General features: G+C 51.8%; 18 protein-coding genes. 11 read left to right on the top strand and 7 right to left on the bottom strand.

Going from position 1 to position 16,574, the window contains the following annotated elements; translation table 11 throughout:
• Positions 1–74: 74 nt before the first annotated feature.
• The 5 genes from mnmG to apaG all read right to left on the bottom strand — a co-directional run bounded on the left by mnmG (position 75) and on the right by apaG (position 5,417).
• Positions 75–1,934 (bottom strand): tRNA uridine-5-carboxymethylaminomethyl(34) synthesis enzyme MnmG, encoded by a 1,860-nt coding sequence (gene mnmG, locus ABWO75_RS02765; RefSeq protein WP_353182314.1) that lies wholly within the window; start codon positions 1,932–1,934, stop codon positions 75–77.
• A 76-nt stretch (positions 1,935–2,010) separates the two neighbouring features.
• On the bottom strand, positions 2,011–3,870 hold the full coding sequence (locus ABWO75_RS02760) for an ABC-F family ATP-binding cassette domain-containing protein (RefSeq protein WP_353182361.1): 1,860 nt from the start codon (positions 3,868–3,870) through the stop codon (positions 2,011–2,013).
• Complete coding sequence (locus tag ABWO75_RS02755) at positions 3,867–4,076, bottom strand: Rossmann-fold NAD(P)-binding domain-containing protein (RefSeq protein WP_353182312.1); 210 nt, start codon at positions 4,074–4,076, stop codon at positions 3,867–3,869. Before ABWO75_RS02755 ends, ABWO75_RS02760 begins: the two co-directional genes overlap by 4 nt.
• Complete coding sequence (locus ABWO75_RS02750) at positions 4,070–4,522, bottom strand: NAD-dependent epimerase/dehydratase family protein (protein WP_353182311.1); 453 nt, start codon at positions 4,520–4,522, stop codon at positions 4,070–4,072. The genes ABWO75_RS02755 and ABWO75_RS02750 overlap by 7 nt, the downstream gene beginning before the upstream one ends.
• A 508-nt stretch (positions 4,523–5,030) precedes the next feature.
• Positions 5,031–5,417, bottom strand: coding sequence for a Co2+/Mg2+ efflux facilitator ApaG/CorD (apaG, locus tag ABWO75_RS02745; protein ID WP_353182309.1), 387 nt, complete (start codon positions 5,415–5,417; stop codon positions 5,031–5,033).
• Between the two features lie 112 nt (positions 5,418–5,529).
• On the opposite strand from apaG, the gene ABWO75_RS02740 reads away from it, so the two are divergent.
• The 6 genes from ABWO75_RS02740 to ABWO75_RS02715 all read left to right on the top strand — a co-directional run bounded on the left by ABWO75_RS02740 (position 5,530) and on the right by ABWO75_RS02715 (position 10,836).
• A complete protein-coding gene (locus ABWO75_RS02740) occupies positions 5,530–6,237 on the top strand; it encodes an SAM-dependent methyltransferase (RefSeq protein WP_353182307.1) in 708 nt (235 codons plus the stop codon).
• Positions 6,238–6,239: 2 nt separating this feature from the next.
• A complete protein-coding gene (locus ABWO75_RS02735) occupies positions 6,240–7,862 on the top strand; it encodes an FAD-dependent monooxygenase (protein ID WP_353182305.1) in 1,623 nt (540 codons plus the stop codon).
• A gap of 142 nt (positions 7,863–8,004) precedes the next feature.
• On the top strand, positions 8,005–8,475 hold the full coding sequence (locus ABWO75_RS02730) for a GNAT family N-acetyltransferase (protein ID WP_353182303.1): 471 nt from the start codon (positions 8,005–8,007) through the stop codon (positions 8,473–8,475).
• 45 nt (positions 8,476–8,520) lie between these two features.
• The gene (locus ABWO75_RS02725; RefSeq protein ID WP_353182301.1) at positions 8,521–8,976 is read left to right on the top strand and encodes a hypothetical protein; all 456 of its coding nucleotides are present in this window, start codon (positions 8,521–8,523) and stop codon (positions 8,974–8,976) included.
• 12 nt (positions 8,977–8,988) lie between these two features.
• On the top strand, positions 8,989–10,086 hold the full coding sequence (locus tag ABWO75_RS02720) for a Nif3-like dinuclear metal center hexameric protein (RefSeq protein WP_353182299.1): 1,098 nt from the start codon (positions 8,989–8,991) through the stop codon (positions 10,084–10,086).
• The gene (locus ABWO75_RS02715; protein ID WP_353182297.1) at positions 10,087–10,836 is read left to right on the top strand and encodes a zinc ribbon domain-containing protein; all 750 of its coding nucleotides are present in this window, start codon (positions 10,087–10,089) and stop codon (positions 10,834–10,836) included.
• On the opposite strand, the gene ABWO75_RS02710 is transcribed toward ABWO75_RS02715, so the two are convergent.
• Positions 10,828–12,027, bottom strand: coding sequence for an aspartyl protease family protein (locus ABWO75_RS02710; protein ID WP_353182295.1), 1,200 nt, complete (start codon positions 12,025–12,027; stop codon positions 10,828–10,830). The genes ABWO75_RS02715 and ABWO75_RS02710 overlap by 9 nt on opposite strands.
• Before the next feature lie 95 nt (positions 12,028–12,122).
• Between ABWO75_RS02710 and ABWO75_RS02705 the strand changes: the two genes are divergently transcribed.
• Genes ABWO75_RS02705 through ABWO75_RS02690 form a run of 4 tightly spaced genes read left to right on the top strand, consistent with a single transcriptional unit; the run spans position 12,123 to position 14,819 of the window.
• Positions 12,123–13,076: a CPBP family intramembrane glutamic endopeptidase gene (locus ABWO75_RS02705; protein ID WP_353182292.1), complete on the top strand. Its 954-nt coding sequence runs from the start codon at positions 12,123–12,125 to the stop codon at positions 13,074–13,076.
• Between the two features lie 11 nt (positions 13,077–13,087).
• On the top strand, positions 13,088–13,300 hold the full coding sequence (locus ABWO75_RS02700; RefSeq protein ID WP_353182290.1) for a putative signal transducing protein: 213 nt from the start codon (positions 13,088–13,090) through the stop codon (positions 13,298–13,300).
• 10 nt (positions 13,301–13,310) lie between these two features.
• Positions 13,311–14,111 carry a phosphatidate cytidylyltransferase gene (locus ABWO75_RS02695; protein WP_353182288.1) on the top strand — a complete coding sequence of 267 codons (801 nt, stop codon included), beginning with the start codon at positions 13,311–13,313 and terminating at the stop codon, positions 14,109–14,111.
• A gap of 30 nt (positions 14,112–14,141) precedes the next feature.
• The gene (locus ABWO75_RS02690; RefSeq protein WP_353182286.1) at positions 14,142–14,819 is read left to right on the top strand and encodes a DUF2461 domain-containing protein; all 678 of its coding nucleotides are present in this window, start codon (positions 14,142–14,144) and stop codon (positions 14,817–14,819) included.
• Between the two features lie 10 nt (positions 14,820–14,829).
• Here the strand turns inward: ABWO75_RS02690 and ABWO75_RS02685 are convergent, their stop codons facing one another.
• Entirely contained in the window at positions 14,830–16,029 is a 1,200-nt protein-coding gene (locus ABWO75_RS02685; RefSeq protein WP_353182284.1) for an anhydro-N-acetylmuramic acid kinase, read from the bottom strand.
• Between the two features lie 142 nt (positions 16,030–16,171).
• On the opposite strand from ABWO75_RS02685, the gene gcvH reads away from it, so the two are divergent.
• Positions 16,172–16,552, top strand: coding sequence for a glycine cleavage system protein GcvH (gene gcvH / locus ABWO75_RS02680; protein ID WP_257658595.1), 381 nt, complete (start codon positions 16,172–16,174; stop codon positions 16,550–16,552).
• Positions 16,553–16,574: the final 22 nt, after the last annotated feature.

Here is a 16,574-nt window from a genome sequence, read left to right as displayed (position 1 = left end):
TTTAAAAATAATTCGGCACAGCTAATGTATTGGCGCCGTTGGTTTGTTTATATATTTATTTGATTATCAATATCTTAACCCATATGAATCATTAAAACAGAAATATCAGACGGTGAAACCCCGGAAATCCGAGATGCTTGGCCCAATGTGCGTGGTTTTACTTTAATTAATTTTTCCCGAGCTTCCTTTGACAATGAAACAAGCCGGGAATAATCAAAGTCTGGATTAATTTCCTGGTCTTCCATCCGTTTCATCTTGCCTATAATTTCCAGTTCTTTCTCAAAGTAGCTGTCGTATTTTACTTTGATCTCTGCCTGTTCAATTACTTCTTTGCTAAACGGCAAAAGTATTTTGGCAAAGTCGCTATCGGCTTTGGCCAGGTCATGAATATTCAATTGCGGTCGACTGAGTAAATTGAACATCCGGGTTTTCTGACTGACCGGACTGGAATTTTGTTCCTGTAAGACGGGATTAATCGCTTCGGCAGCTACCGAATGATTGCGCATATAGTCTACCAGCTGCTCCGCCCCCGCCTCTTTTTGTTTGACCATCTCCAGCCGTTCGTCCGAAACAAGTCCAAGCTGGTGGGCAATTGGTGTTAGGCGGGCATCTGCATTATCTTGGCGCAAGAGCAACCGGTGTTCGGCACGCGAAGTAAACATGCGGTAAGGCTCTTCCGTTCCTTTGGTTACCAGATCATCTATCAATACACCAATATAAGATTCCGATCGCTTCAACAGTAATTCATGAAGGTCATTTATCCGCTGGTGTGCATTAATTCCGGCGATAAAGCCTTGGCTTGCGGCTTCTTCATAGCCTGTTGTACCATTAATCTGTCCGGCAAAGAACAAGTGTTTGATACGGAATGTTTCCAGGGTCAGATCCAGTTGCATGGGAGGGAAAAAGTCGTATTCAATGGCGTAACCCGGGCGGTACATCCGTGCGTTTTCGAAACCAGGAATCAGCCGAAGCGCCCGTAATTGAACGTCTTCCGGCAACGAGGTGGAAAAACCATTGATATACATTTCAACCGTATCCCAACCCTCCGGCTCGACAAAGATCTGGTGCCGGTCGCGTTCAGCAAAGCGGTTTATTTTATCTTCAATTGATGGGCAATAACGCGGTCCGATGCCTTTGATGCGGCCTGTAAACATTGGTGATTTTTCAAAACCTTCTTTAAGTGTTTCGTGCACCGCTTTATTCGTATAGGTAATCCAGCAACAGCGTTGTTTTGTCGGCAGCGGAACATCGGTGAAGGAGAACTTTCCGCGATTTTCATCCCCCCACTGTTCTTCCATCCTGCTGTAATCCAAACTTCGCCCGTCTACTCGCGGCGGTGTACCCGTTTTCATGCGGCCGGATTCGAATCCGAGGGACACTAACTGTTCTGTTAGGCCGGTGGCCGCCTTCTCGCCGGTTCGTCCGCCACCGAATTTCTTTTCGCCGACGTGGATAACCCCATTAAGGAACGTGCCGTTCGTTAGTACTACGGCGTCGGAATCAATCGCGATGCCGAGTGAAGTAACTACACCACAGACCCGATCGTTTTTTACAATAACCTCCTTCACGGTGTCCTGCCAAATATCGAGGTTCGGCAGGGCTTCCAGTTGCAAACGCCAAGCCTCAGCAAAGCGCATACGGTCGTTCTGCGTCCGTGGGCTCCACATAGCTGGCCCTTTAGATTGATTAAGCATGCGGAACTGGATGGTGGTTTTATCTGCGATAATTCCCGAATAGCCGCCCATAGCGTCTATTTCACGCACGATTTGTCCTTTCGCTACGCCGCCCATTGCCGGATTGCAGCTCATTTGCGCAATCGTGCCCATGTTCATGGTGATGAGCAATACAGACGATCCCAGGTTTGCAGCAGCCGCCGCAGCTTCACACCCGGCATGCCCTCCCCCAACAACAATTACATTATATTTCTTAAACATAAATATGGATGTTCCACGTGGAACACAACTAAATTAAACCAATCACTTCCATGTTCCACGTGGAACATGGAAGTGGCTATATGTATTCACTCAGGGTCAGCCACCGGGTCGTTTTTTCTTCAATGTCCTTATTGAGCCGGGCGATGTCTTCTGCCAGTACTGCGATAGCCAGGTGATCGGTCGTCTGGCTCAAGGCGTGTGTTTGTTGTCCGAGTTCCTTCTCTAATGACGGGATCAACTGATCCAACTGCTCGAACTCCTGCCGCTCTTTGTATGTTAACTTCTTTTTCGGTTCGGCTTCGATCGGCTTTTGCTCAACCCGCACACTTTCGTTCTCTCTTTTTTCTTTCAGTAATGCTTCCTGTTCCTGCTTGTAGTCGGCGTAATTGCCGTTATAGACCCGGACCCGTCCGTCGCCCATTAAAATAAAAAGTTGCTCGGTTAATTTGTCCAACAGATATCGGTCGTGCGAAACCAACACCAACACTCCAGGATAATTCAGTAGGAAAATTTCCAATACGTTCAGGGTATCAATATCGAGATCATTGGTCGGCTCGTCCAGTATTAGAAAATTTGGATTCTGCATCAATACCCGCATCAGTTGAAGTCGCTTTCGCTCTCCACCGCTGAGTTGGCCAACCAGACCAAATTGCTTTTTAGGCGGAAAAAGGAACTGGGTAAGCAGTTGCGAGGCGGTAAGTGTTGACCCGTCGGCCATGGTGATATAATCAGCCACTTGGCTGACGACATCAATAACCCGCTCACTTTCACCAAAGGCCAGGCCGCTTTGCTGGTAATAACCAAACACCGTGGTTTCGCCGGGTGTTATATGACCATCATCCGGCAACAGGCCGCCGGTAATGAGGTTGAGTAAAGTCGATTTACCCGAACCGTTTTTTCCCGCCAGGCCTATTCGGTCTCCTTTTTTAAATACATAAGAAAAGTCGGTGATTAATTCACGACCGCCGAAATGTTTGGAAACCTTGTCCAGTTCCAGGATTTTTCCGCCCTGACGGCTTACTTTTACCTGCAGTTGTACCGTGCCCGTTTGTTTCGACGAGCGCGTCTGCTCATCCAGCGTATGGAATGCGTCGATACGCGCCTTTGATTTGGTCCCCCTCGCCTGTGGCTGACGCCGCATCCACTCCAGTTCACGGCGCAGGAGATTCCGGTTTCGCTCCTGAAGCGTTTCCTCGGCAGCGTCCCGCTCCGCCTTTTTTTCCAGGTAATAGCGATAGTTGCCCGCATAACTGTATAACTGGCCCTGGTCAAGCTCCCGGATTGCTGTACAGACCTGATCCAGAAAGTAACGGTCGTGGGTAACCAGCAACACGGTCTTCTGCCCGGTGGTAAGCCACTTCTCGAGCCATTCAATGGTCTCGATATCCAGGTGGTTGGTTGGCTCATCCAAAACATACACATCGGGTTCATCAATCAACAGTTTGGCTAAAGCCAGCCGCTTCCGTTGCCCGCCCGATAAGGTCTTAATTTCCTGGCTAAAATCGCTGATCTGTAGCCGGTGCAGGATACTTTTAATGTTGTGCTCGTATTCCCACGCACCTTCCGCGCTGAGCTGGTCACTCAGCGCCGCTAGCCGATGCGGATCGGGATGGGGTTGCGCCAACAGTTCTTCATAGCTTCGGATTAACCGTTGCTGCTCGTTGTCGGCACTGTATATGAAATCATATATCGAATTAATTCCTTGAAAATCAGGGTCTTGTGACAAAAATCCAATCCGGATCCCTTTTTCCTTTACCACCTTTCCCTCCAAGGGTTCCAGCCTGCCAGCAAGCAATTGAAGCAGGGTTGATTTACCTGTGCCGTTGATTCCCACCAATGCAATGCGGTCGCCCCGCTGCAGTCCGAAATGCAAGCCCCGGAAGAGCCAGCGATCACTGTAGCTATGACTAAGCTGCTCCGTCGATAAAATACTTATTGCCACCTTTTAATTTCCTTCCAATGATAAATAATAATCCCCACTGCGGTATGGTGGCTCGATGCCACCATTGCATTGGCAACCTGCGCCGCGGGAATACTACGGAAACGGCTTAGCTTTCCCAGGAGTAATGGATTGATCGCCCACATCAGCGCGGCAGACACCCGCTCCAATACCCGGGGTATATCGCGGCGCCCGGTCAGCAATGACGGCCGGAAAATATACGTCCGTTCAATCCCGCTGCAATGACGTCACGTTCGGTCTCCCCCTTCATCTTAATGTAAAAATTAGCTGAGCCCGGGTTTGCCCCTACCGCCGAAACCAGGACAAATGCCTTCGCGCCGGCCGCTTTTGCCGTATGGGCCGCCCATACCGGATAATCGTGGTCCACTTCATAATAGCGGTCCAGATCCGGGGTATTCCTGCGCGTCGTTCCCAGACAACAGAAAAAACAATCCGCAACCAGTTCGTCTTTTTTCGATTCAATAGAATTAAAATCGGATATAACTTGCTGTATTTTAACATGTTCTATACCGATCGGCTTCCGTGTGACAACGATAATCCGCGAATAGACCGGGTCGTTTAACAAGCACCCCAGCAGATGTCTGCCAACTAATCCCGTTGCGCCGAAAACAACCGCTGATTCGCCCATGTGCCAAAAATTTGTACAAATTTACGGAAATATCTTGTTATGAAGTTTGTGAACAGGGAATTAGCGGTTGCCATTGCGCCAGCCAGGCAACCGAAGGAAAGCAGACCTTGGTATCAACTCCCCGGGTAACGGGGAAGGTTGTCCGGAACCGCCGGGATAATCGGTCTGTATTGATTCGCCTTTTCTCGGTTTTCTGTCCGGGGTGACACCGGGGTGAGTCCAGCAATTTACGAGGAAACCTGGACTCACTATGGACTCACTGTGGACTCACTATGGACTCATGCCGAAGAAAACTGCCGCCTGTCCGGACAAGTGTCCGCGGCAAAACCTTACCGGACCACGCAGGATTTCCAATACTTCCGTATCGATTGCGGAGGAATTTATTTTCGGCAGATTCTTTGTTTGCCTTCGAAAAACACGCCAGCGGCCTGTATGGGAAAGAAGCGAAAACCACAGGGCGGAACGGGTAATCGCAGGTTCCTCCGGCCGCGGTGCAGGGGGCTTCCGTTTAATTTAAGCGATGCGGTGCGATCAACATAAATTTTGGGATTTTGACGTCAAATAAGCTGCCGTCCATCTCCCGCATCACCTGGTAGTTGCCCTCCATCGTGCCCATGTCGCTTTTGAGGTTGCAGCCCGAAACATATTCATGCAGTTCTCCCGGCTCAATGACCGGCTGCAGGCCAACGACACCATCTCCTTCCACTTCGCGGCGTGTACCGTTTGAATCAAAAATATACCAATGCCTGCGCAGCAGCTGGATGCTGTAATCGCCCAGGTTTTCAATGGTAATCTTGTAAGCAAACATGTAATGCTGGTTTTCAGGATTTGAATACTCGGGCTGATACACTGTTTCCACCGAAACTTTCACCCCGGCTGTAATTTGTGTGGCCATATGGGTATCGGAATTTTGAGCAAGTTAGTAAATGTGTTTGAATTTAAGAAACATACCAGTGTAATGAAGGTTTGACTAATGTGTATGTCATTCGCTTTTGTTACGTTTGCATATGCCTTATGGAACGCTATATCTTATTCCTGTACCGTTGAGCGCAGACGCTGCAGCTGCTTCGTTTACACCCTATCTGGGCCGTGTGATCAATGCAATTGATGAGTATATTGTGGAGAACGAGAAAACAGCGCGGAAGTTCCTCAAGCAGGCCGGCCTGGAGACACCGCAAAGTGAGTTGTTGATACATGATTACGGCAAACATGTCCGGGGTAATGTAGACTTCACTGCGCTTTTTGCGGGCCTATTGGCGGGCCGGGATGTGGGACTGATGAGCGAGGCGGGGTGCCCGGGCGTGGCTGATCCGGGAGCGGATATCGTGGCAGAAGCCCACCGTAACGGTATCCGGGTCGCCCCGTTGGTGGGCCCAAGTTCCATCCTGTTGGCGTTGATGGCCTCCGGATTTAATGGACAGGGCTTTGTCTTTCATGGCTATTTACCGATTGAAAAGGGTGAGCGGACCCGAAAAATCAAGTCGATGGAACATGCGGCACACCGGGAAAAGCAGACGCAGCTCTTCATCGAAACGCCTTTCCGCAATAATCAGCTGTTGGCCGAAATTCTGCGGGTAGGCAATCCGCAGACCCGGCTTTGCGTGGCCTGCAACCTGACGGCCCCCGATGAACAGATTATTAGTATGCCGTTGCAGCAATGGAAAAAGCGGCAGTATGACTTCCATAAAAAGCCGGCAATTTTTTTGATTTATTGACGTTGGAAATCGCCAAACATACCGATGTCCTTATCGTGGGCGCAGGCCCCTCGGGCCTGATGATGGCCGCCCAGTTACTCCGTTTCGGCATCCAGCCCACCATCATCGATGCCAAACCGGGTCCGGATCGAAACTCCAAAGCCATTGCGGTTCATGCCCGGACCCTGGAACTATTGAGGCAGCTGGGTCTGGCCGACCAGCTGCTCGCGGACGGGTTTCCGGCGTATGGCATACAGGTGCATGGCCGGAAAAAAAGAAAGGGTCGCATCCTGTTTACCGATATCGACCAACCTCATACGGCTTTTCCCTTTGTTCTGCTTGTCGGCCAGGAAAAAACAGAAAAACTGCTGATTGACCGCTTAACGGCGCATGCTTGTCCTGTATCCTGGGCAACCCGGCTGCTGTCGCTCCGGCAGGACGACCGTATTGCGACCGTGGAAGTGTTACAGAACGGCGGCGTCCAACGCTGGCAGTGTAAATGGCTGATCGGTGCCGACGGGGCAAACAGCACCGTGAGGGATTGCCTGAAAATACATTTTGAAGGAAAGCGCTACCCGGGAGCGTTTTTTCTGGCCGACGTGCACATAACGGGAATACAGAATCGGCTGATAAACTTCTTTTTGCCGCAAAACAGCCTGCTGGGAATCTTCCCGCTGGCCGGTGAAGGCCGTTACAGGCTGGTCGGTATGCTGCCCGAAAAAGAGAATCGCCAGACCGGATCGGCTATCAACTATACAGACATCAAGCCGCTGGTGGATGAGGCGGTTGGCTTTTCACTTCCGGTGAGCCAATGCCATTGGATCAGCCGCTTTGTGGTGCACCGGCGGATGGCTGAGCAATTTGCCCGGCAGCGCTGTTTCCTGATTGGTGACGCTGCGCATATCCACGCTCCCATCGGCGGCCAGGGAATGAACAGCGGGATACAGGATGCCGTGAATCTGGCATGGAAGCTGGCCGGTGTGATCAGTGGGCGGATGGTACCCCGGATACTGCATAGTTACGAATGGGAACGGATGCCTGTTGCCCGCTCCATTATTCGCGTAACCGACAGTGCCTTTGGGCTGGGGATGCGTCTACGCGACTGGCTGAGCCCGCTACGGGATCTGTTGCTTACAATTGGAATGCGGTATATCGGCAGGAACCCGCGACTACTGCAAAAGCTGTTTGATACCGCGGCACAGCTGGCCATCCACTACCGGAAAGCGGGACTTGCCGTGCACCATGCCACGGGCCGCCGTGTACAGGCCGGCGACCGGTTACCTTTTCTTTCTGTGTTTGACGAAAAAACAAAAACCCAGACCGACTTACACCGCTGGTGTGAAAAACCGGGATTCGTGCTGCTATTATTAGGTACCATCAGCCATCACCACCTGCATATCATCGGGCAATGGATGCGTCAGAAATATCCCCGTGAAATGCACCTTTATTACCTGCCTTATTCCCCGCGGAATCAGCCGGTTTTTGATGCGTTCGAAATAAAGCCGGATGGCACCAAAACCGTACTTATCCGCCCCGACATGCATATTGGCTATATTAACGATATGCTTAACGTGGGCCTCATTGATACGTATATGGAAGAGGTTATCGGATGGAAATATTTTGGCAATCTGCCAGAAAATCCTTAATTATGTGCATAACTAAAATAAACGGAGCAAGGCAATAATGAGTTGTGTGTCAATTCGATACGTCACAGTCGGCAGCCGCGCAGACTGGCTTTTCCGGGCCTGCTGCCGGATGACATGATCGACCGGTCGAGAATAAACACCCATGGACAACCAATCGATAATCTGGGAGACGAAGCCCTTCCATGCGCTTTCGCTGGAAACGTTGTACAAGATCCTTCAGTTACGCCAGGAGGTGTTCGTATTGGAGCAGGCTTGCATATACAGCGACCTGGACGACAGGGACCAGCAATCGGTACACCTGATGGCGTGGCACGGCGCACGGCTGGTGGCGTATACCCGCCTGATCCCTCCGGGAGTCACTTATACTGAAGCCAGTATCGGACGGGTCGTCATTGCCCGGGATTTCCGGAACAGGGGGCTTGGAAACGAGCTCATGCAGCGGAGTATCAGCGAATTGTATCGGTTATTCGGCCAACAGGCCATCACCATCAGCGCTCAGCAGCATCTCCATCATTTTTACAATAGGCTGGGGTTTGCACCGACCAGCGAACCCTACATGGACGCCGGGATTCCGCATATCCGCATGCAGCGCGGTCCGGATACCATCAAATAAGCACCACATTGGGTTTTATGGCGGAATCCCCGTATTTTAGTGGCGATGAATCTGGACTATGGAAATCTGACGGGCGAAATGATCCAGCTGGTGATCGCCGTGCTGCTGATCCGGCTGCTGATCTGGGTGTTTTACGCCAATACCGTGCGGAAGACACTGTTACTGGTTGCGCCTGAAAACCGCCTGATGAAACCGGGGATGGCGTGGCTGCTGGTGGTACCGCTCTTTAATATTTACTGGAATTTTGTGGTCGCGTCGCAGGTGGCCGACTCCCTGACCAATGAGTTCTACGATCGTAAAATCGCAGAAGAAGAACAGCCCGGGCGGGCAATGGGCCGGCTTTACGCCTGGCTATTCCTGCTGTCCAATATTCCCTTTCCGCCGTTTATCCTGGTCACCGTTGCCTTGCTGAGCTTCGTCTATTTTATTGGGTACTGGGTGAAGGTGAATAACTTCCGGAACCTGCTGGTTGAACACGAAAAATTCAGGAACGAACAATAATCCGATTGCCGTATGCGGTTAAACGTACTGACATCCTACCTGGAATCCCTGGCCCCGCTGGCCTACCAGGAATCCTATGATAATTCCGGGCTGCTGGTCGGCTCGCCCGATCGGGAAGTGCACCATGCCCTGGTTTCGCTGGATTGCACGGAAGCAGTGGTCGATGAGGCTATCCGGCTTGGCTGCGACCTGATCATTTCGCATCACCCGATTGTTTTTCGTGGACTGCAACGGTTCAATGGCAGCAATTACGTCGAGCGGGTCATTATTAAGGCAATAAAACACGACATCGCCATTTATGCCATCCATACCAACCTGGATAATGTTGCCGGGGGCGTAAACGGAAAAATCGCTGAGCGGCTTGGCCTGCGGCAGACGCAGGTCCTCCAGCCGAAAGGAGATTTGCTGAATAAGCTGGTGGTGTTTGTGCCGGTAAACCATGCGACAGCGGTACGTGAAGCATTGTTTGCTGCGGGTGCGGGGGATATTGGTAAATACGACGCCTGCAGCTTCAATGTAACGGGATACGGAACCTTCCGTGCCGGCGAGGGAACCAAACCGTTTGTCGGCCAGCAGGGCGAGCTTCACCGCGAGGAAGAAACCCGCGTGGAGGTAATCTATCCGTCGGACCGTCAGCAGGCGGTTTTGAAAAGCCTTTTTGAAACCCACCCTTATGAAGAGGTGGCATACGACAGCTACCGGCTGCAAAACCATTACCCCGCGGTGGGCAGCGGGTTGATCGGTCAGCTGGAACAGCCAATGGAGGAAATGGATTTTCTTGGGCTGCTGAAAGAAAAGCTGGCGGCGACGGTCATCCGGCATACTGCGCTCCGCGGTCAACCGATAGCGCGGGTGGCGGTATGCGGCGGTGCAGGAGGTTTTCTATTAAAGCCAGCGATCCGGGCCGGTGCGGATGTTTTTGTAACGGCAGATTACAAGTATCACGAATTTTTTGATGCAGAGGGAAAAACGGTTATCGCCGACGTGGGACATTTTGAAAGCGAACAGTTTACGCAGCAATTATTGTTGGAAATTATTCAAAAAAAATTTCCTACCTTTGCAGTCCGTTTGACGGGCATAGACACGAACCCCATTAAATATTACAGTTAAATGGAACAAACCATAGAACAAAAGCTGAAAGCCCTTTGGCTGCTGCAGCGCATACACACCAAGATAGACCGGATTCGCCAGGTAAGGGGGGAATTACCGATTGAAGTGAGCGACCTGGAAGATGAGATTGCCGGCCTGGAAACCCGGATTGAGAAAGTCCGCAACGAACTGGATGAACTGGAAGATTCCATCGTCAACCGGCGAAATATGATCAAGGAATCGGAAGCGGCCATCCGGAAATACGAAAGCCAGCTCAATGAGGTAAAAAATAACCGGGAGTATGACGCAATCACCAAGGAAATCGAAATCCAGGGGTTGGATATTCAGGTGAGCGAGAAAAAAATCAAAGAGTTTGAGTTCGAAATCCGCAATAAAACGGAGGTTTACGAAAACACCCAGGAAACACTGGAGACCGCAAAAAAAGACCTTGATATAAAGCGGAGCGAACTGGATACCATCACCTCGGAAACGCAGAAGGAAGAAGATGAGCTGATCAGCAAGGGAGATGGTGCCGAAAAAGACATTGAAGACCGCCTTCTGCGGGTTTACCGGCGGTTAAGGGGTACCTATAAGAATGGGCTTGCCGTGGTGTCCATTGACCGCGACAGCTGTTCGGGTTGCCACAACAAGATTCCGCCCCAGATGCAGCTGGAAATCCGCCAGCGTAAAAAAATCATCGTTTGCGAACACTGCGGACGCGTCCTCGTGGACGAAGGGCTGGTGCAGGAAGTGGAAACGGAACTAGCGTAAGCTCAACAGTTTCACCGGTATTTCCAATAGTTCATCTTTCCGCTGGACAATGAATGACACGCGCTTCCGCGCAACCATGAGTGTCTTCTTGTATTGCACAAAATTCTGGCTGGCGTCGTTATTGATCGCAATGACGACGTCCCCTTCTTTCAGGCCGGCGATGTCGGCCGGTGAGCCCGGAATGATGGACCCTACCACGATCGCCCCATTTATGTAAAACAGCTCCAGTCCAGAGTATGCCCGTTCAAACGGTTCGCGGTAGAGGCTGTTGGGCTTCAGGTAAATTTCCCGTTTTTCGTAATTGAAGATCGTATTAAACCGCTTCAGAAGCTGATTGCCGATCAGTCCGCCCAGATACGGGTAGGAGGTTACGTTGTACACGTCGTCAAAAACCATGGTCGGCACATTCCGGAACCGAAACGGCCCCAGCCGGAATTCCTTTACCATGGTCATTTCCATGGCCAGTTTTCCTCCAACACCATGTGCCTGAATCTGGAACCGCTTCCGCGATTTGCGGATGGCCGTACTGTCTTGTTCGAAATCCCGGGAAAGCACCAGGGCTAATCCGGCACCGATATCGTAAAGAAACCGCGTGGTAATCGGGTGGTTATCGCGTACCCGGGCCGACTGAACGGGAAGCGTGCGGATGAATGGCCGCAACAAGTGCCCGCCCCGCGGATACCGGATAGTACCCAGTGAGCAGATCTCGATTTCATTTACGTCATAGTTGATCTTAACAATGTATCGACTGAATAAAGAATAGCCGATTACACCGTCGATCCGGGTACCGTACACGTAAGACAGAAACTCGTAGTTGTTGATATGGAAATTAAGGCTGTCGATGACATAACCATTAAGCTCAAGCCGCTGGTTGTACAGAAACCACGCTTTTCTTATACCTGCAATGCCGCGGATATTGATGTCTGAAACTTCCGGTTTTAATTCCAGCAGGTTGGCGGTAGCGGAGTCGAGCGAAATGCCACTGCTGCCGGTATCCAAAATGAACGTAAGCGTATCGGGACGGCCAACCAGCAAACCCCGGACCAGCACCACACTTTCCGCCGCCAGTGAGAAAGGCACGGTGGCCAATGTTTCCGATGCCGGCCGGATGTATTCTTCCTGTGCCTGCGCGCGTGGAGCGATAAACAGGTACGTAAGCAAAAACAGCGTAGCAATCAGCAGGGCGCTCATGGAAATGCCTATCGGTTAGCCTATTCAAAGATAGGGTTAATCTGGGAAGTATCATAGGCAATCCGTATCTTCATCCCCGGAAAAAACAGGCATTTATGGACACGCTTGACACCACCCCTAACGCCCGGCTGCCGGAAAATCATCCGGTAGTGTCACTCATTCTCCTGCTGTCGTTGGTGCTGGGGGGCGCCCTGGTGTTCGGATTGCTATCGGTCGGGATTGCCTTCGCGGCGACGGGGGGCAGTGCCGCAGGTATCGGTCATTTGCTGGAAGGAGAGCACCCCGATGCGGGCTTTATCAAAATCATTCAGGCCGGCTCAAGCGTCGGTATGTTCGTCATCCCCGCGCTGCTTTTTGCCCTGGTGGAAAAACGGCGAACCCGGTACCTGGATTTTACGACGCCGGTAAACCCCACATTGTGGTTTTTGGTCGTTGCGATAATGTTCTTTTCGGCTCCGGTATTGGACCAGAGCATTAAGATCAATGAAAGCATGCGGCTCCCCGAGGCTCTTTCGGGGATTGAAAACTGGATGAAGGCAAAGGAAGCTGAACTGGAAAGACTGACGGCACTGCTGCTTTCCGACACGACGTATTGGGGGTTGCTGATTAACCTGGTCGTCGTAGCGGTTATACCCGCTATCGGTGAGGAACTCCTTTTCCGGGGATGTGTGCAGCGCATTGTGACACGGTGGTTCCGGAATCCCCATGCCGGCGTGTGGATTACTGCCATTATTTTCAGTGCGATACACCTGCAATTTTACGGTTTTTTGCCGCGCATGCTACTGGGGGCGCTGTTTGGATACCTCCTGGTGTGGGGAAAAAACATCTGGCTTCCGATACTGGCCCATTTTCTTAATAACGGAGCGGCAACGGTATCTGCCTTTTACCTGCAGCGGCAGGGGAAAACACTCGATGACCTGGACTTCGGAGAACAGATTCCTTCGTATTTATATTTTGTTAGCTTTGTGCTGACAGGTGTGCTGCTGTATCAGTATTATCGATCTGCATCGGAAAAGAGACGTGTAAAACGATACCGGCAGCTTACCTGAATTGCAGGAACATGGAAAAAGACTGGATTAAATTAATTACAACCGCCAGCCCCATTGAGGCGGAAATGATCAGGCAGCTGCTTGAGACCAATGGGGTCACAGCGGTGGTATTGAATAAACAGGACTCGTCTTACCGGTTCGGACAGATCGAGCTTTATGTACATGAATCGGTGTCGGAAACCGCAAGGGAACTTATTGCCGGGCAAAACGACCTGGACGGATAAAATCAACGCCATGAGAGTCCGCGCCATCACCGCCCTGTTCTTCGTGATTGTTCTGCTGGCATCGCTGCTGCTGGGGAAATATACGTTCGGATTGTTTTTTATTGTATTAAGCATCTGGTGCCTTAATGAGTTTTACCGGTTGCTTAAAGGGAGCGACGCACAGCCCAACCGTATCATGGGCTCGTTGCTGGGGCTGTTCGCCTTTGGCCTTTATGCTGCGCATTACCTGTTTGGTCTTCCGCAACGATATACCCTGCTCAGCATACCCTGCATTGCGCTGGTTTTTATTGCCGAACTGTATCGGAAACAGCTGAAACCATTTACGGGAGTTGCTTACACTTTTCTGGGGCTCATTTATGTGGTGTTGCCGTTCGCTTTTTTCTTTGCCCTCGCCTTTGTCACGGGGTCATATACGGAACAGCTGCCGCTTGGCTTTATGCTGATCCTATGGGGAAACGACACCGGGGCTTACCTGGTGGGCAAGTATACCGGCCGGCATAAACTGTTTGAACGGGTTTCGCCCAAAAAAACATGGGAAGGGCTGGCCGGGGGCGTGCTGTTGGCGTTGCTTATTGCCTGGATCATCAGCCGGTATTTTATGGTGCTGAATGGTTGGCAATGGGCGGTCGTGGCGCTCACCATTGCCTTCTTCGGCACGTTTGGCGACCTGGTGGAATCGCTGTTCAAGCGCAGCCAGAAAATAAAGGATTCGGGGGCGATTCTGCCGGGGCATGGCGGGTTGCTCGACCGGTTTGACGGGCTGCTACTGGCCGCGCCTGTTGTTTTCGTATTCCTTAAATTAATACTTTGATCTCTTTTTGCTCACAAACCACGATACCTCATGGAAACTGCTATACATCCGGACACGTTTGGGTTCTTATCCGACATCAACACGCACAATAACCGGGAATGGTTCCAGGCCAACCGGGAAGCCTATGAGCGTGCCTGGCTGAACATGAAGAACTTTACGCAGGCCGTGATAACGGGGCTGGCGGAAACTGACCGGTATATTACCGGGGATATCCCGGTATCCAAATGCGTATTCCGTATTTACCGCGACACCCGGTTCAGCAAAAATAAAGACCCGTACAAAAACTGGCTCGGGGCAGGGATATCCACCGCCGGACGCAAACTGAACGGACCGGAATATTACCTCCATATTCAGCCCGGAAACAGCTTTGCCGCAGGTGGATATTGGCGGCCGGAGAAGGACCACCTGGCAGCCATCCGCCAGGAAATTGATTACAACGGCGCACGGTTGGTGGAAATACTGGATGGACCCGCATTCCGGGGCCATTGCCGGCTCGACCGCGACGAAATGCTGAAACGGCCACCTGTGGGATACAATGAAGACAACCCCTACATCGACCTGCTTAAGCTAAAAAGTTTCACTGCGTCCGAACCCCTGACCGACGCGGTATTGTCGGGTCCTAAAGGACTTGAAGCGGTGCTTGCGGCCTTTCGGCGGATGTATCCGTTCAAATTGTTTTTGCACGAGGCGTTGGGTGATGCGGATTAACTAAAGCGCATTAGCCCGGGAAGCTGATTTTGCCCATGTAAACCGCGGGTGCGCCCAATATGGGATAGGCCTCCGCGGCACTGCCGGCAACCGTTTCATTGGCGAGCAGTGCAAAGAGGGCGGCTTCCTTGGCATCGGGCAGCAGCCCGAGCGCGTCAAAGGCGTTGATCGGTGTCGCTGGAAGACTATCGCGGATCAATTGCATCAACAGCGGGTTGTGCAGACCTCCCCCGCTCACGTATACCCGCACCGTGGGATCACCTCCATTCGGTACTTGCTGTATGGCCGCAGTAATCGCCGCAGCGGAAAAAGCACACAACGTTGCCATTACATCATTTTTTTCCAGGTCGACCGTACCCGAATCCTGTTGCGCCCGGTGCAGGTATTCCAGGTTGAACAGTTCGGGCCCCGTGGTCTTGGGAAAAGGGAGGCCAAAGAAAGGGTGCTCCAGCAGCCCCCGCAGCAGGTCTTGATTTACCGTGCCGGATGATGAAACGCGTGCATCGCGGTCCATCTCCGCACCCAGGTGCCGCTGCATGTACTGATTCATTAACGTGTTACCGGGTCCGACATCGGTGGCGAAACCGGTTCCCCCTGCAGTTGACGCCGGCAGGAAGGTAAAGTTGGCAATTCCGCCGATATTCAGGAGGAGCCGGGTCTCGGTTTCATGCGAAAACAACAGGGAATCCCCATATACGGCCAGCGGCGCCCCTTCTCCGCCCCCGGCCACGTGTTTTTGCCGAAAATCAGAAATGGTAATGATTCCGGTGACCGCGGCAATGTGGTCGCCATCCCCGATCTGCAGTGTGCTGTCAGGAAAACGCCGGTCGCCGGTGAGCCAGCGTGGCGCATGAAATACCGTTTGCCCATGGCTGGCGATAAGGTCGACCTGTTCGGGGGGTATCCCCCACCCGAGGAGCGCCTCATTTACCAATGCCCCATGGGTTCGCCCGATCAGGGCGTGGAGGCCGCATAGCTGCTGCTGGTCGATGGCCCGTTTGGCAAAAATATCCTGTATCTGGCGACGGAAATCGGAGGCGTAGGGTTTGGTACAACTGTGTTCGAGCTGAAGCGCCGTACGGCGGCCGCTGCCCGTAATCCGGCAAAGCGCAATGTCCAGCCCATCGAGTGACGTACCCGACATTAGGCCCACGATAACGCGCTCCGCCCGTGTAGCCATGCCGTACAGTTTTTCAACATAGGGGTTCATGATTTAAAGATAAGGGTAATGGGAGGAAGTTACAAATAGGCAGATACGTCTTGCATATCAGGGCAACTTTATCTAAGTTTGGACCGGGTTTTAAGTTCCTTTTTTAATCGTTTGCAGCGCAAACATATGTAAAGCACAGGCTATGAATTTTCCTACTGACTTAAAGTACACGAAAGACCACGAATGGCTACGCGTTGAAGGCGACGAGGCCGTGGTAGGCATTACGGATTTCGCGCAGCGCGAACTGGGTGATATCGTTTTTCTCGACATCCCGTCTGTCGGTGAGGAAGTAGCCCGTGATGAGGTTTTTGGCACGGTGGAGGCAGTCAAAACGGTCTCTGATTTATTTATGCCCGTATCCGCCACGGTGTTGGCCATTAACGACAAAATAGACGGCTCCCCCGAACTCGTCAATCAGGACCCGTATGGAGAAGGCTGGCTGGTGCGTATAAAAATGAATAATCCGGCCGACGCCGCGGGATTGCTTTCCGCCGATGCTTATGCGGCGCAGGTTTCCGCTTAGGGCGATCTTTGGCATTATAATC

It is taken from the genome of Parapedobacter lycopersici (assembly GCF_040395035.1).
Taxonomy (GTDB): Bacteria; Bacteroidota; Bacteroidia; order Sphingobacteriales; family Sphingobacteriaceae; genus Parapedobacter; species Parapedobacter lycopersici_A.
This window is presented reverse-complemented; position numbering and strand designations above follow the sequence as displayed.